This window comes from Dyella sp. BiH032 (assembly GCF_031954525.1).
GTDB lineage: Bacteria > Pseudomonadota > Gammaproteobacteria > Xanthomonadales > Rhodanobacteraceae > Dyella_D.
In genome coordinates this window covers 2643237-2659595 of record NZ_CP134867.1, presented here as the reverse complement: position 1 = coordinate 2659595, position 16359 = coordinate 2643237, and the positions used below count along the sequence as shown (strand labels likewise).

The 16359-nt window shown below is 70.1% G+C and carries 10 protein-coding genes; 6 read left to right on the top strand and 4 right to left on the bottom strand.

Going from position 1 to position 16359, the window contains the following annotated elements; translation table 11 throughout:
* The 3 genes from RKE25_RS11970 to RKE25_RS11960 all read right to left on the bottom strand — a co-directional run bounded on the left by RKE25_RS11970 (position 1) and on the right by RKE25_RS11960 (position 3109).
* Positions 1-2307 carry a TonB-dependent hemoglobin/transferrin/lactoferrin family receptor gene (locus RKE25_RS11970; protein WP_311838327.1) on the bottom strand — a complete coding sequence of 769 codons (2307 nt, stop codon included), beginning with the start codon at positions 2305-2307 and terminating at the stop codon, positions 1-3.
* A gap of 172 nt (positions 2308-2479) precedes the next feature.
* The gene (locus tag RKE25_RS11965) at positions 2480-2605 is read right to left on the bottom strand and encodes a hypothetical protein (RefSeq protein WP_311838326.1); all 126 of its coding nucleotides are present in this window, start codon (positions 2603-2605) and stop codon (positions 2480-2482) included.
* Between the two features lie 33 nt (positions 2606-2638).
* Positions 2639-3109 (bottom strand): DUF4142 domain-containing protein, encoded by a 471-nt coding sequence (locus tag RKE25_RS11960; protein ID WP_311838325.1) that lies wholly within the window; start codon positions 3107-3109, stop codon positions 2639-2641.
* Between the two features lie 313 nt (positions 3110-3422).
* Between RKE25_RS11960 and RKE25_RS11955 the strand changes: the two genes are divergently transcribed.
* Positions 3423-3689: a hypothetical protein gene (locus RKE25_RS11955; RefSeq protein ID WP_311838324.1), complete on the top strand. Its 267-nt coding sequence runs from the start codon at positions 3423-3425 to the stop codon at positions 3687-3689.
* Positions 3690-3729: 40 nt separating this feature from the next.
* Here the strand turns inward: RKE25_RS11955 and RKE25_RS11950 are convergent, their stop codons facing one another.
* Complete coding sequence (locus RKE25_RS11950; RefSeq protein WP_311838323.1) at positions 3730-5649, bottom strand: PAS domain S-box protein; 1920 nt, start codon at positions 5647-5649, stop codon at positions 3730-3732.
* Positions 5650-6231: 582 nt separating this feature from the next.
* On the opposite strand from RKE25_RS11950, the gene glgA reads away from it, so the two are divergent.
* The 5 genes from glgA to treY are packed head-to-tail and all read left to right on the top strand — an operon-like array spanning position 6232 to position 16343.
* Positions 6232-7776: a glycogen synthase GlgA gene (gene glgA / locus RKE25_RS11945; protein ID WP_311838322.1), complete on the top strand. Its 1545-nt coding sequence runs from the start codon at positions 6232-6234 to the stop codon at positions 7774-7776.
* Positions 7777-7780: 4 nt separating this feature from the next.
* Positions 7781-10090 carry a 1,4-alpha-glucan branching protein GlgB gene (gene glgB / locus RKE25_RS11940; RefSeq protein WP_311838321.1) on the top strand — a complete coding sequence of 770 codons (2310 nt, stop codon included), beginning with the start codon at positions 7781-7783 and terminating at the stop codon, positions 10088-10090.
* Position 10091: 1 nt separating this feature from the next.
* Complete coding sequence (treZ, locus tag RKE25_RS11935; RefSeq protein WP_311838320.1) at positions 10092-11840, top strand: malto-oligosyltrehalose trehalohydrolase; 1749 nt, start codon at positions 10092-10094, stop codon at positions 11838-11840.
* Positions 11833-13740: a 4-alpha-glucanotransferase gene (gene malQ, locus RKE25_RS11930; RefSeq protein ID WP_311838319.1), complete on the top strand. Its 1908-nt coding sequence runs from the start codon at positions 11833-11835 to the stop codon at positions 13738-13740. The genes treZ and malQ overlap by 8 nt, the downstream gene beginning before the upstream one ends.
* Positions 13737-16343, top strand: coding sequence for a malto-oligosyltrehalose synthase (gene treY, locus RKE25_RS11925; RefSeq protein ID WP_311838318.1), 2607 nt, complete (start codon positions 13737-13739; stop codon positions 16341-16343). The genes malQ and treY overlap by 4 nt, the downstream gene beginning before the upstream one ends.
* Positions 16344-16359 lie beyond the last annotated feature (16 nt).

Genomic DNA, 16359 nt, shown 5'->3' with positions numbered 1-16359 from the left:
TCAGAATGCGATTCGCGCCGCCACGCTAAAGGCGCGGCCGGGCATGGTGAGACGGTCGGCGGGCACGCCGTCGGTGCCGGTGTCGTTGATCCCGTTGCCGCTGACGAGGTTGCCGAGCGCGCCGCTGTTGAGGCTGCCCCAATCCCAATACTTGCGATCGGCCAGATTGGTCACGCCCGCGTAGAGCTCCAGGTTCGGCAGCGGCGCGTAGTGCGCGTAGGCATCGAGCGTGGCGTAACCGCCCGGCCGGAACGCGGAGGCATCGCTCAGGCGGCTGTGCCGGCGCACACCGGTGCCGATCAGCTCGGCGCCCCAGCGCTCTGCGTCGTAGGCAACGCCAAGCACGGCCTTGGCCGGGTCCACCGTATTGAGCGGGCTGTAGCCGCTGGCGCCCGGCTCGATCAGGCGGCCGCTGGCGACCGCCACGCTGCCGCGCAGCGACCAGCCGCGCAGTGCATCGCTGAAGTGCGCGAGGCGCAGCGCACCGCTGGCTTCGGCGCCCTTGATGTAGGCCTTGCGCGCGTTCACCGCCTGGTAGAACAGGTTCATGCCCGGATACACCTGCACCCAGTCCGGCACCTGCGCGGCCTTGAGCTGGTAACCGGACCAGATGAAGTCGCGGTAGCGGTTGTAGTACGCGCCCACGTTGAACCAGCCGGCGTCGCCCTTGCCCCGCAAGCCGAGTTCCAGCCCGCGGCTGGTTTCGGCTTTCAGGCGGTCGTTGGGCAGGAAGGCGATGTTGAATCCCGGGAACGGTTGCTCGTTCCACGCGCCACCGATCTCGCTGTACAGCGGCGGACGGAAGCCCTGTGCGTAGTTCGCATAGGCGCTGAGCGTGCCGTTGAAGTGCCACAGCAGGCCGAGCTTGGGCGAGGCATGGGTCTTGGTGTAGTCGCGGCGCACGTAGCCGGGGTTGTATGCCGCATAAAGCGCGTCGTCCTGGGGCCGATACGCGTAGCGGTCGATGCGGACGGCGGGTATCAGCTCCAGACGGCCGCCGAGCAGGCCGATCTCGTCCTGGACGAAGGCGGAGTAGCGGTCGGTCTTGCTCTCCGGGATCAGGTGCAAGGGATAGTTGCTGGGCAAGAACGCCTTGCCGCTGCCCGTGGCGCCGGTGCGCTTGTTGACGCCGTAGCCGCCCGCGTAGGACTCGGCCTCCGTACGCGACAGCTCGGCGCCGTAGCTGATCGTCTGCGCGACGCCGCTATCCTCGCCCAGCGTCTTTACCGCCACGATCTTGCCGCCATAAGTCTTTTCCTGCAGCGGCAGGCTCTGGAAGTAGCGTGCGACGGTGGCGGTTTCCGTCTGCGTGTTGGTGCGCGCGCGGCTCTTCTGCCAATAGACGTTCCAGTCCAGCGTGTCGGCGGGCGCACCGCGGAGCCGCGGGAACCACTGGCCCGCGCTGGCGCGCACGCGCATGTTCTCGTCTTGCGAACGGTAATAGCCGGCGGTTGGCGTGATGCTGGAAAGCGAGTCGGTGCGCGTACGCGTCTGCGAGCCGTCCAGCGTTACGCGGTCGGCGCGGCCGCTGTCGGCGGTGTGCACGTATTTGCCGAGGAAACTGTCCAGCGCGTACGAGCGCGGATCCGGCCGCGTGCGCGCGGCTCCGCTGCCGCCTACGTCGCCCTGGTTGGAAAGCTCGTGGCCTTCGCGGTGGTTGCCCACGAACAGGATGCCGTTGCGCGCATTGCCGCCGGCCAGCGTGACGGTGGAGGTGAGGCTGCGGTCGCTGCTGTCGTACAGCTCCTTGAGCGCGACGTACGTGTCGCGGCCGTCGCGCAGATAGTCCGCGGGGTCCTTGGTGCGCAGGCTGACCACACCGCCCAGCGCATCGGAGGGATACAGCACCGAGGCCGGGCCGCGCACGATCTCCACCGACTTGAGCTGGTCCAGGTCGATGAAGTTGCGGCCCGCGCGGAAGCTGCCGCCGGCGACATCGGCGCCGAACGAGGCGGGCATCGACACGCCATCGATCTCGATGCGCGTGCGATTGCCGGACAGCCCGCGGATGTTGAAGCTGTCCAAGCCGAAGCGGCCGCCGTTGCCGATGGCCGACACGCCCGGCTCGTAGCGCACGAGGTCGCGGATGGAGACGTCCAGATGGCGATCCATGCGCACGCGATCGATCACCGAAATGGTGCCGGGCGCGTTGAGCTGGATGGAGGGCGCCAGCGCCGTGACCTGCACGCGCGGCAGGTCGGTGGCGTCGCCCAGGGCAACGGCGGGCGAGGCGGCCGGTTCGGCCGCGAAAGCAGGAACGGACAACAGCGCGCCGATGACGGCGGCCAGCGGGTGGATGCGGAACATGCGGGAACCAGTCCTTTGCCTAGCGTGGAATCACGCGGCGGGCTGGCGCGGGAGCAGCGTCCCTGGAGCTGGCAGCCGTATCGAAGAGACAGCGGCGGCCGCCGATGGCCGCCGCACAAATGAGAACTTATCTCATTTGGAAAGAAGCTGTCCAGGCCTGGCGATCAGGCTGTCAGTGCGCGTTCGTCGCCTTGTCCGCCGTCTTCCAGCCGCGCGGCGGTCCCTTGTTCTGCGCCTTGCTCGCCGAGCCCCTGCTCTCCTGCCGCGCGCCCGCCGACTTCGTCAACGCCTCGGCCATGCCCAGGTGTCCCTGCAGAACGGGCAGCGCTGACTATGCGAATGCGCGCAGCCGCGGGTCGTCGCCCGCGCGCGCTTCCTGCTCGAAGACCGGCATCACGCCACGATGGTCGCGGATCATCAGGCCGGCGAACGCCTGCTCCAGCGCCGCGCCCTGCAGACCGGCCAGATGCTGGTCGATGTCGCGCGTGGACATCACCGGCGATGGCGGCGAGGCGCCCTGCGTGAGCCGGCGCGTCGCCAGCCTGGCCAGCTCGACGTTCAGGCGCGTGTGATCGTCCAGCACGTGCTGCGCGAGTTCGCGCGCCGCGTTCGACGGCGCCTGGCCGAGCACACGGCGGACCAGCGCGATCTGGAACGCGTTGTCGCCGGTGGCGCGCGCCACGAAAGCCTGGTCCCCGCGCGACAACGGCGGCGGCTCGGCGCCCTGGGCGGCCGCGCCGAGGCACACCCATGCGCAGGCGACGAACAGGTAACGCGCAAAACGAACGGATGGCATGGACATCGCGAAGCTCCTTATGCCGCGAAACGTCACTTCGCTTGACGCAACAGCCATGCCATGCGTGCCCGACACGGGCGCCGCGCGCGTCGCAGCGGATCCGGCCGCAGCGTGAAAGCGTTTACGGCACAGCGGTTTTTGCAAGTCGATGTACTTCTTGCAGGCGTCCCGCGGCCTCGTTTCACGTCGAATTGACGTAACTAAATGGGATTCACGTAGAAAACGTGATCCATCGCACGTTGCAATGCCACGCTTGGCCCGTCCCCTGCTTTCCGTGGCAGGCGAGGCCCAGGCCTCGTTTCCGCAAGGGGGAACGCATATGGAACAGATCGTCGAATGCTTGATCGCCGGGGGGCCGCAGCATGGACTGATGCGCCGGCAGCTATGGGATCCCGATCACCCGGCACCGCCCGTGCTGGCCGCGGACGACGGTGAACTGTGCTCCGCCGCCGCCCGCCGCCCGGCCGGCCCCAGCAACAACCGTTTTCTGCTGTTGCATCCGCGCGCCACCGGCGCGCAGATCATCGCCATGATGACCGTGCTCACGGCACAGGCGACCTCGGCCTATATCTCGTTGTGCCGCTGAGCCGGAAGCACCGTTCACCGCCGTCCGGCCAGGCCCGCGGCTAGGCGGAGATGTGCATCAGCACCGCCTTGTCGATGGCGTGCATCAGTTCCGCGCGGGTGTACGGCTTGGACAGGCGCACCACCTGCTCCGAGAGTTCCTTGGGCGTCTCCGTATAACCGGAGGCCAGGATCGCCGGCACCTGCGGCCACTGCGCGTGCACCTGCGCGATCAGCTGGTGGCCCTGCACGCCCGGCATCATCTGGTCGGTGATCAGCAGGTCCACTTCCACGCCGCCGAACAAGGCCTCCAGCGCTTCATTCGCCGACGACATCTCGTAGGTGAGATGGCCGATATCCTCCAGCACCGCCGAGGTGGTGGCGAGGATCAGGGGATCGTCGTCCACCAGCATCACGCGCAGCTGGCCGTGGCGCGAAGGCTCGCTCATCGCCGAGGGCGCGTGCTCGGCGCGCTGCTCCGAAGGCGCCGTCGGCAGCCAGATCTCCGCACGGGTGCCCTGGCCGACGTCACTCTTGAGCACCAGCCGTCCGCCCGATTGCTCGGCCAGGCCATGCACCATCGACAGACCGAGGCCGGTGCCCTTGCCCACGCCCTTGGTGGTGAAGAACGGCTCGGTCGCGCGCTCCAGGGTCGCTTCGTCCATGCCGTGCCCTTCGTCGCTCACCGACAGGCAGACATAGCGGCCTTCGGGCAGGCCGATCGCGTGCCGCTCGTTCACCTGCACCGATTGCGCGGCGATGCGGATGCGCCCCCCGTCCGGCATGGCATCGCGCGCGTTCATGACCAGGTTGAGCAGCGCCAGCTCGAGCTGGTTGCCGTCGACCAGCACGCGCTCCAGCGACAGCGGAAACGCCATGTCGATGCCGATCACCGAGCCCAGCGAGCGCTCCATCAACCCGGCGATGTTGCGCACCAGCGGACGCACGTCTAGCGGCGTGGGCCGCAGCTCCTGCCGTCGCGCGAACGCGAGCATGCGCTTGGTGAGCGAGGCGCCCCGCTCGGCGCCGGCCAGCGCGTTCTTGAGCAGCACCAGTGCCTGCGGGTCGTCCTGGAACCGCTTGGAGAGCAATTCCAGGTTACCGATGATCGCCATCAACAGATTGTTGAAATCGTGCGCGACGCCACCGGTCAGCTGGCCCACGGACTCCATCTTCTGCGCGTGGAACAGTGCCTCGCGCGTCTGCGCCAGTTCCTGCTCCGCTTCACGCTTGGCGGTGATGTCGCGGGTGATCTTGGCGAAACCGATGTGGTGCCCGTGGTCGTCCAGGATGCGGTCGATGACGATGTGCGCCCAGAACCGGCTGCCGTCCTTGCGCACGCGCCAGCCTTCGTTCTCGAAGCGGCCCAGCCGCGCGGCGGTGGCGAGCCCCTTGGCGGGCAGGCCTTGCGCGCGGTCTTCGTCGGTATAGAACGTGGAGAAATGCTTGCCGATGATCTCGCGCGGCGCATAGCCCTTGATGCGCTGCGCGCCGAGATTCCAGCTGGAAACGTTGCCCTCGGGATCGAGCAGGTAGATCGCGTAGTCGGTCACGCCCTGGATCAGGATGCGGAACTGTTCCTCGCTGCGCCGCAGGTCCTCTTCCGCGCGCCTGCGCTCCGTGAGGTCGCGCGTGAGCACGGCGTAGCCGGCATGCTCACCGTCGGCACGGACGACCTGATCGATCGTCACGTGTGCCCAGAAGCGCTGGCCGTCCTTGCGCAGCTGCCAGCACTCGGCCACGTGCCGGCCACGCGCATCCGCTTCGGCGAGCAGGCCGGCAGGCAAGTTCACGGCGCGGTCGTCGGGCACGAAGAACATCTCGAAGCCGGCGCCGATGACCTCCTCGACACCATAGCCAGCGCAGTGTTCCGCCCCCTTGTTCCAGCTGAGTACCGATCCGTCGGCCCCCAGCGTGTACATGGCGTAATCGATGACGGATTCCACTAGCAGTGTGTACTTGTTCTCTTGGGCAAGGGGCATGCGGCCGCCGCTGGGTTCGCATCTCATGCGTCCCGGCAGCATAGCCACGGACACGCGCAAGACAAGGGTCAATGCGCCGTTTTCGCGGCACCCGATAATCTCGCGGTCGCTCGGCGTTCCTGTCGTCAGCAGCCGGCATTGGCTGATGCCAAAAACCATCGGGACGTGCCGAACGAGGCAAAGGGTATGCATGGCCGGGTGATGACGGCGTGACATGCGCGGGCGCGGGCGTCGCGCATGCTGTGCGCGGACGACGCATTGCACCGCGTCAACAGCCTGATCCATGCGCGGTTCACGGTGCGCCACTCCGCGGCTTTTCCATACTCCGCCCACGAGCCTGGCGGCGCGCCGGACTGTGCGGCGCGCGTGCGGAACGGCACGACGGAGAGTCCATGTCGAGTAGCAGTAGCTTTCACGAAACGCATGGCTGCGCTACACGCGTGCTTGATCGAAGCTTGCCTAGCCTGAGCCTGCCGGACGTGTTTGCGCCCGCGCCTTCCGATACCGATAACCCGGTTCATCCCCCGGCACCCGGCCGTCCGTGCGGAGCGGCCGCGACGTCCTATGCGAGATAAAAGCGCCATGCCAACCCAGCACAAGGATTCCCTGTCCTCCCACCGCCACGGCGAACCGCTGGCACGACGCGTGCTCGCCGATCGCCATCGGCACGTTCGCCCGGCGCGCATCGGCACGCCCGCGGCGCTGCCGCGCGTGCTGTTCGTGACCACCGAGATGACCGACTTCGTCAAGACCGGCGGCCTCGGCGACGTCGCCGCCGCACTGCCGCGCGCGCTGCGCTCCATGCTCGACATCCGCGTGCTGCTGCCGGCCTATCCCAGCGTGCTGGACAAGGCGCGCGCGATCGTCTGGGAAGGCCGCACCGAAGCCTATGCAGGCATGCCCGCCTCCGAAATCGGCCGCCTGCAGACCGAGGACGGGCTGACCATCTATGTGCTGCGGCAGCCGGCTCTGTTCGAGCGCCCCGGCTCGCCCTACGTCAGTCCGGTCGGCGCCGACTGGAGCGACAACGCGTTGCGCTTCGCCACGCTGTCGATGGCCGCCGCGCAGATCGCCGCCGGCGAGGCGCACCTGGCGTGGCGCCCCGAACTGCTGCATCTCAACGATTGGCCCACCGCCCTGGCGGCCGCGTACGCGCAATGGACGCGGCGCCCGGTGCCTAGCGTGCTGACCCTGCACAACCTCGCCTACCAGGGCTATTTCCCGCTGGCGCTGCGCAGCCTGCTGGGCATCCCCCCGCGCGCGCCGGAGGTCGAGGCCCATGGCCAATTATCGTTCCTCCGCGCCGGCATCGCGCATGCCGACCACCTCAGCACGGTCAGCGAAAGCTATGCGCGCGAAATCACCGAAGGCGCGCACGGCATGGGCCTGCACCTGTTGCTGCAGAAAAAGGCCGCGCAGGGACGGCTGACCGGCATCCTCAACGGCATCGACGACAGCTGGAACCCGTCCACCGATCCCGCGCTGCCCGCGCCCTTCACCGCGCATCGCACCGAAGCACGTGCGGACACCGCGCAGCGCGTTCGCGTCGAACTCGGCCTGCGCGAGAGCCGCGGTCCGCTGTTCGCCATGGTCGCGCGGCTGGTGCATCAGAAAGGCGTGGACATGGTGTGCGAGGCGGCCCCGCAGATCGTCGCCGCCGGCGGCCAGCTGGCCATGATCGGCTGCGGCGACCCGGGCATGGAGCGCGAAGTCGCGCGGCTGGCGCGGCGCTTCCCCGGCCAGGTCGCGGCGCATATCGGTTTCCGCGAGGCGCTGGCGCGGCGCATGTTCGCCGGCTCGGACTTCCTGCTGATGCCATCGCGCTTCGAACCCTGCGGACTGAGCCAGATGTATGCGCAGGCCTACGGCAGCCTGCCCATCGCCTATGCCACCGGCGGCCTGCTGGATACGGTGGAAGACGGCGTCACCGGGCTGCTGTTCCACGAACCGAGCGTGGCCGGCTTGCGCAGCGCTTTGCAGCGCGCCTTCCGCATTCACGAGGAACCGCGCCTGCTGGCGGCCATGCGGCGGGCGGCGATGTTGCAGAGGCACGACTGGGGCCGTTCCGCCCGCGCCTATGCCTCGCTCTATGCATCGGCGATGCCGCGCCGCGTCGCGGCGGCGTGAGCCCATGGAACAGCCGACCGGTACCGCCGCCACGCCAGGAGGACCTGACCGAGAAAGACAGCGCGAGGAAGATCGGCGGCACGCCGAACAGCGCCACGCCGACAGGCGCGAAGATGCCCGTGCCGGGGCCTTGCTGGCGGAGGGCCGCCACCATGATCCGTTCGCCTGGCTGGGCCCGCATCGCGAAGGCGATCTGTGGGCGGTGCGCGTCTGCGCGCCCGGCGCGCTCGCCGTGGAGGTGCTGCACGCAGATGGCCCCATCTGGGCGCGTGCGGAACAGGTGTTCGCGGAAAGCACGCCTGCGGAAGGCGTGCCTTTGGAAGGGATGTTCGTCGCGCGCGGCCGTGAGCTTCCGCCGGACTACCGGATCCGCCTGCGCTGGCCCGCCGGCGAACAGATCGCGGCCGATCCCTACGCATTCGGGCCGCTGCTGGACGAGTCGCTGCTGGACCAGTTCCACCGCGGCAGGCTGCTGCGTCCCGCCGAGCTGCTGGGTGCGCATCCCTTGAACCTGGATGGCGTGGAAGGCGTGCGCTTCGCCGTGTGGGCGCCCAACGCACGGCGCGTCTCGGTGGTCGGCGATTTCAACGGCTGGGACGGGCGCAGGCACCCGATGCGCTGCCGCCACGTTGCGGGCGTGTGGGAGATTTTCCTGCCCGGCGTCAAACCCGGCGCGCGCTACAAGTATGAGCTGCTCGACCGCCACGGACGCCTCTTGCCGCTGAAGGCCGACCCATACGCACGGCAGATGGAACATCCGCCCGCCTCGGCTTCGATAGTGGCCGCGCCGCCGCGCGTGAAATGGCACGACGCGCACTGGATGGAGCGCCGCACGCAGCACGCCCGGCGCGACGCGCCGCTGTCGATCTACGAAGTGCACGCGGCATCGTGGCGGCGGGCGGAAGACGGCGTGCCCTACGACTGGGCACGGCTGGCGCGCGAGCTGATTCCCTACGTGCAGGAACTGGGCTTCACCCACATCGAGCTGCTGCCGGTGAGCGAGCATCCTTTCGGCGGGTCGTGGGGCTACCAGCCGGTGGGACTGTACGCGCCCACCGCGCGCATGGGCGGGCCGGACGATTTCGCACGCTTCGTCGACTCCTGCCACGTCGCCGGCCTCGGCGTGATCGTGGACTGGGTCGCCGCGCACTTCCCCGACGATGCCCATGGCCTGCAACGCTTCGACGGCACCGCGCTGTACGAGCATGCCGATCCGCGCGAAGGCTTCCATCGCGACTGGCACACGCTGATCTACAACTACGGCCGCCGCGAAGTGGCCCAGTTCCTGGTGGGCAACGCGCTGGAATGGCTGGAACGCTTCCACATCGACGGCCTGCGCGTGGATGCGGTGGCCAGCATGCTCTACCGCGACTACAGCCGCCGCGAGGGCGAATGGATTCCCAACCACCGCGGCGGCCGCGAGAACCTGGAGGCGGTCGCCTTCCTGCGCCATCTCAATCGCCGCGTCGCGGAGCAATGTCCCGGCGCGATGGTGATCGCCGAGGAATCCACTGCCTGGCCCGGCGTCACCGGCAGCGCCAACGACGGCGGCCTGGGCTTCTCGTACAAATGGAACATGGGCTGGATGCACGACACGCTGGGCTATCTGCGGCGCGACCCGATCCACCGGCGGCACCATCACCACGAGCTGACGTTCGGCATGACCTACGCCTTCGCCGAGCGCTTCATCCTCGCCCTTTCCCACGACGAAGTGGTGCATGGCAAAGGCTCGCTGCTGGCGCGCATGCCGGGCGACGAATGGCAGCGCTTCGCCAATCTGCGCGCGTACTTCGGTTTCATGTGGGCGCACCCGGGCAAGAAACTGCTGTTCATGGGCAGCGAGTTCGCCAGTCCGTGGGAGTGGGACCACGACGGCGCGCTGGACTGGAACCTGCTGCAATACCCGCTGCACGAAGGCATGCGCCGCCTGGTGGCGGACCTCAACCGCCTGATGGTGGCCGAGCCCGCGCTGCACGAAAACGACGACCATCCGCGTGGGTTCTCGTGGGTCATCGTCGACGACGCCGCGCAGTCGGTCTACGCCTTCCTGCGCTTCGGCCAGCACCAGGCGCCGCCGGTGCTGGCGGTGTGCAACTTCACGCCGGTGCCGCGGCAGGACTACCGCATCGGCGTGCCGCACGCGGGTACCTGGCGCGAGCTGTGCAACACCGACGCCGCCATCTACGGCGGCAGCAACCTCGGCAACGGCGGCCTGCTGCACACCGAGCCAGTGCCCAGCCATGGCTACGCCGACTCGCTGTCGCTGCTGCTGCCGCCGCTGGCTACGTTGATCCTGCGCGCCGAGGGCGAGTGACATGCCCGCGCAGGCCTGCCGCTACGGCGCCATCCTCACCGAGCGCGGCGTGCGCTTCCGCCTGTGGGCGCCGGCCGCGCAGCGCGTCGAGGTGCTGATCGGCGCGGACGCGTATGCCATGCGCCCGCGTCCGCACGGCGAGTTCGAGCGCGTGCTGGACGTGCCCGCGGGCACGGCATATCGCTACCGCATCGACGGCCAGGCCGAGGTGCCGGACCCGGCCTCGCGCCAGCAGCAGGGCGACGTGGAGGGAGCCAGCATGGTGGTGGATCCCGGCTATCCGTGGCGACATCCCGACTGGAGCGGCCGGCCGTGGAAGGAGGCCGTCATCTGCGAACTGCATGCCGGCTGCCTCGGCGGTTTCGAGGGCGTGCGCCGGCGCCTGGCGGCCATCCGCGAGGCCGGCTATACCGCAATCGAGCTGATGCCGGTCGCCGAATTTCCTGGCGACCGCAATTGGGGTTACGACGGCGTGCTGCCCTACGCGCCGGAGGCCTCCTACGGCGGTGCCGACGCGCTGAAAGCGCTGGTGGACGAAGCGCACGAACTGGGTTTGATGGTCTTCCTCGATGTCGTCTACAACCACTTCGGCCCGCACGGCAACCGCCTCAACGACTACGCGCCCTGGTTCTTCCGCGCCGACCAGGCCACGCCATGGGGGCCGGCGATCGACTTCCGCCGTGCGCAGGTGCGCCGCTTCTTCATCGACAACGCGCTGATGTGGCTGGACGAATTCCGCATGGACGGCCTGCGCCTGGATGCCGTGCATGCGATCGCCTCGCCCGCCTTCCTCAAGCAGCTGGCGCAGGCCGTGCGCGAGCGCCTGCCTGCCGACCGCCACGTGCACCTGGTGCTGGAGAACGAGCGCAATACCGCCGCGTTCCTGCGCGGCATCGCGCGCGCGCAGTGGAACGACGACGGCCACAACGCCCTGCACGTGCTGCTGACCGGCGAGCGCGAAGGCTATTACGGCGACTACGCGCAGGACCCGCTCGGCCGCCTCGCGCGCGTGCTGGCCGAAGGTTTCGCCTTCCAGGGCCAGCGCGACCGGCATGGACGCCGGCGCGGCCAGCCCAGCGGGGACCTGCCGCCGACCGCTTTCGTGCTGTTTCTGCAGAACCACGATCAGGTCGGCAATCGCGCCCTGGGCGAACGGCTGGTCGCACTGGTGCCCGAGGCGCGCTGGCGCGCCGCGATGGCGCTGGTCGCGCTGTGTCCGATGGTGCCGCTGTTCTTCATGGGCGACGAATGGGCTTGCGCCACGCCCTTCCTCTACTTCACCAGCCATCCCGCGGAACTGGCGGCGAAGGTACGCGAAGGCCGGCGCGCGGAATTCGCCGCCTTCAGTGCCTTCGCCTCGCCGGAGCGGCGCGCGCGCATTCCCGACCCCAACGCGCGCGCTACGTTCGAGGCCTCGATACCGCGCGAAGAAGACGCCGCGCACGCACAGGCGGCACGGCGGTGGTTCCGCGGACTGCTGGAGCTGCGCGCACGCGAGCTGGTGCCGCGGCTCGAACCCTGCCGCCCGCTCGGCTGCGAGCGGCTGGGCGATGCCGCGCTCGCCGCGCGCTGGGTGCTGGCCGATGGCTCGCGCTGGACGCTGGCCTTCAACGTCGGCGAACGCGCGGTGCGCTTCGAAGCACCGGCGGACGGACGTTGCCTGCATTGGGAAGCACCCGGCGACAGCGCGCCCGTCGCCGGCCTGCCGCCGGCCAGCTTCGGCGCCTGGCACGGGCCCGGCCATGCGTGACACCCTGCCCGGCCGCGCCGCCCGCAGGGGCATCCTCGTCCGCTGGACCGATGCGCAGGGCAACGCGCAGCGGCTTTCCGCCCGCACGCTCGAAGGGCTGCTTCACGCGCTTCCGCCGGAACAGGAGCAAGACGCATCGTGCTTCGTGCTCGCGCCACGCGCGCCGCTGCCCGCGCACGGCGCACGGCATGCGCTGGACGAACGCGGTGACCGCGTGCCGTTGCCGGATGGCAGGGCTCCCGCGCAACCCGGCTATTACACATGGCGCCGCGGCGCGCGCGACGTCATGCTCGCGGTCGCGCCGCCGCGCTGCTTCGGCCTGCACGATGCGGTCGGCGGCACGCCGCGTCTCTGGGGCATCGCCGCGCAGGTCTATGGCCTGAAGCGCCAGGGCGACGGCGGCCTGGGCGACAGCCGCGCCGTAAGCGAGCTCGCCGCGCAGGTGGGTGCCGCCGGCGGCGACGCGCTGGCCATCAGTCCGCTGCACGCATCCGCGCCCGTCGTCGCCGGCCACAGCCCCTATGCGCCCTCGCACCGCGCCTGGCTGGACTGGATGCAGACCGACCCGGCGATCGTGTTCGGCGAGGACGCCCTGCGCGATACCATCCGCCACGCCGGTGCCGCGGAGGCATGGCAACGCGCCGAGCGCGCCCGTCTGATCGACTGGCGGGCGCAGTACGCGCTGCGCCGGCGCGTGTACTGGCAACTGTTCGAACGGCATGGCGAACGCGCGCCGGCCATCGACGCGCTACGCCGCTTCATGCGTCGCGGCGGCCCCGCATTGCGCATGCACGCCGCCTTCGCCACCTATCAGCAATGGCAGGCCGAACAAGGCGGCGACACGGACTGGCGCACGTGGCGCGAACCACGCGGTGTGGAAGCCGCCGTGCGCGCCTTTGCACGCTCGCATCCGCCGCGCGTCGCGTTCGAGGGCTTCCTGCAATGGCTGGCCGCCGCCTGCTGGGAGCACGCGCAGCAGCAGGCGCGCCAGGCCGGACAGCGCATGGGCCTGATCTGGGATCTCGCGGTGGGCTTCCTGCCCGGCGGCAGCGAGGCCTGGCAATACCGCGACCTGCTGGTCGAAGGCGCGCAACTCGGCGCGCCGCCCGACGCGTTCAACGCCCAGGGCCAGGCCTGGGGATTGGCGGCCTACGCGCCGCAAGGCCTGCGCCGCAGCGGCTTCCGGCCCTTCATCGAATTGCTGCGCGCGATGATGGCGCGCGGCGGCGGCGTGCGTATCGACCACATCCTGGGCTGGTCGCGCGCGTGGCTGGTGCCGGCCGGCCTGCCCGCGAGCGAGGGCGGCTATGTGCGCTATCCGCTGCGCGAGCTGCTGGGCCTGCTCGCGCTGGAATCCTGGCGGCACCGTTGCGTGGTGATCGGCGAAGACCTCGGCACGGTGCCGGCCGGCCTGCGCCATACGCTGGCGCGCCACGGCGTACTCGGCCTGGACGTACTGCTGTTTACGCGCGACGCGCAGGGCGGCTTCACCGATCCGGCACACTGGCGCGAAGCGGCCGTGGCGATGAGCACCACGCACGACCTGCCGCCGCTCACCGGCTGGCGCGAAGGCGTGGACCTGGACGTGCTGGCGCGCGCGCAGCAGTGGCCGCCGCTCGCCCACCGCCGCGCCCTCGCCGAGCGAAGGCGCGACGCGCGCGCGCTCGACCGCGCGGCCGGGCGGCGCGATGCGCCGGTCCGCAACGCCTTGCGCCTCACCTTGCGCGCCGCGTCACCGCTCGTGCTGCTTCCATTGGAAGACGTGCTGGAGCGCCGCGAACCGCCCAACGTACCGGGAACCGTGCACGAACACCCCAATTGGCGTCGCCGCCTGCGCTGGCAGGGCGTGCGCCTGCGCGAAGCGCTGGACTGGTTCGCACGCGAACGGAGCCTGGCATGAAACCCTGGACCGCCACCGCCCGCCTGCAACTGCACGAGGGCTTCGACCTGCGCGCCGCCGCAGCGCAGGTGCCCTACTACGCATCGCTGGGCGTCAGCCACCTTTATCTCTCGCCGATCGCGCAGGCCTGCACGGGCTCCACGCATGGCTACGACGTGGTCGATCCCACTCGCGTCAGTTCCGCGCTCGGCGGCGAAGACGCGCTGGAAGCCTTGGTCACCGCCCTGCGCGCGCACGACATGGGCCTGCTGCTCGACATCGTGCCCAATCACATGGCCGCCTCCACCGAGAATCCGTGGTGGCGTGACGTGCTGCGGCGCGGCCGCGACAGCCGCCACGCCGCCTGGTTCGATGTCGACTGGGGCTCGCCCGAGACCGAGGGACGCATCTGGCTGCCGGTGCTGGCCAAGCCGCTGTCCGAAGTCCTGGCCGAAGGCGGACTGACGCTCACGCGCGCCGGCGAGCCCGACACCGAGCTGGCCTACGGCGAACTGCGCCTGCCGCTGGCCGATGGCTCGCTCGACTTCCTGCGCGGCCTGGCGCTGCCGCTGGATCTTCCGCTGCCGCCGAACGTGATGCGACGGCTCCTGGAACTGCAGCATTACCGGCCCGCGTGGTGGCGCAGCTCCGCGGACGTGGTCAATTACCGGCGCTTCTTCGACATCGACACGCTGGTCGCGCTGGACATGGACCACGAGGAAGCCTTCGACGCCGTGCATGCCCTGCCCCTGGCGCTGATCGCGCGCGGCTGGGTGGACGGGCTGCGGATAGACCACGTCGACGGCATCGCCAATCCGCGGCTCTACCTGCGGCGCCTGCGCGCGGCGATGGACGAGGCGGCCGCGCGTTCCGGGCGGCCGGCGCCCGCCGTGCGCCTGTACGTGGAGAAGATCCTCGCCGCCGATGAAAGGCTGCCGCGCGACTGGCCGGTGGAAGGCACCACCGGCTATGACGCGATGGATGCCATCGGCGCCGTGCAGCACGACCCGCGCGGACGCGCCGCGCTCGCCCGCCACTGGCAGGCCTGCACGGGCCGCGCGCCGGACTTCCGCCGTGAAGAACGCCGCGCCCGGCGGCTGTGGCTGCGCTACGGCCTGCGCAGCGATTTCGTCCGCTGCCTGCGCCAGTGGGAGGCCTACCTCACCACGCAACCGGAAGACGGCGACCTGCCACCCGCCGCACTGGCGCGCGCGCTGTACAGCGTGCTGGCGCGCCTGCCGGTGTACCGCAGCTACCTCGGCGCGGCCACGGCCACCGCGGCGGAACGCGACGCGCTCGCCGAGGCGTTCGAGCTGGCCGCGCGCGACGGCCGCGCCGACGACCGACCCGCCCGCGAATGGCTGCGCCGGCAACTGCTCGAACGCGTGCCCGCGACCATGCCGGGCCCGGCCGGCGTCGCCCTGAAGATGGCGCGCCAGCGCTTCGAGCAATTGGCCGCGCCGCTGTGCGCGAAAGCGGTGGAAGACACGGCCGGCTATCGCTACGGCGTGCTGCTGTCCCGCAACGAAGTCGGCAGCGACCCGGCACGGTTCGCGCTGGACGTCGATGCCTTCCACGCCGCCATGCGGCGCCGCGCGGAGCAACACCCACACAGCCTCAACGCCACCGCCACGCACGACCACAAACGCGGCGAGGACACGCGCGCCCGGCTGGCCGTGCTCAGCGAGCTGGCGGACGAATGGACGCTGCGCGCCGATGCCTGGATCCGCACCCTGCAGGCGCATGCCAGCATCGACGCTGCCGATCTCTCGATGCTGCTGCAGACCCTGGTGGCGGCGTGGCCGCTGGGGTTGGACACCGGCCAGGCCGACGCGCTGTCCGCCTATCGCGACCGTCTCTACGGCTGGTGGATGAAAGCCCTGCGCGAAGCCCGCCTGCACACCAGCTGGACCGCGCCGGACGAAACCTATGAACGCGCCGCGCAAACGCTGCTGCGCGCGCTGTTCGAATCGCCCGCGCTCGCCGCCACCTTGCGCGAGATCGCCGCGACCGCGCGCGAACTCGACGCGCCCGGCGCTGCCAAGGGGCTGGCCGCCCTGGTCTTGCGCAACACCATGCCCGGCCTGCCGGACCTGTACCAGGGCACGGAGTTCTGGGACCAGTCGCTGGTCGACCCCGACAACCGCCGTCCCGTCGACTACGCCGCGCGCGGCGATGCGCTGGCCTCCAACGCGGCCGTTTCCGCCATGCTGGAAAGGTTCCGTGACGGAGCCATCAAGCAATGGTTGCTGGGACGGCTGCTCTGCCTGCGCCGGCATGCGCCAGCGCTGTTCAGCGAAGGCGGCTATCGGGCGGTGGCGGTCGATGGCGCCGCGCGCGAACGGGTACTGGCGTTCGAGCGGCACTGCCACGGTCATCGCCTGATCGTCGCCGTACCGCATCTGTGTTCCGGCTGGCTGCGCGGAATGTCCACGCCACGCATACCGGAAGAACACTGGGGCGACGGCAGACTGCGTCCTGAAGACCCGCCGCCGCGCGGCTTCCTGGACATGCTGGGCGGACGGCGCGCGATGCCCGGCGAGGCATCCGACTGGCTGTGCTCGGCGCTGTTCGCGCAACTGCCGGTGGCGGTGCTGTACGCGCAGGACGAGGAGGCGACATGAGCGACCCATCGAGCAG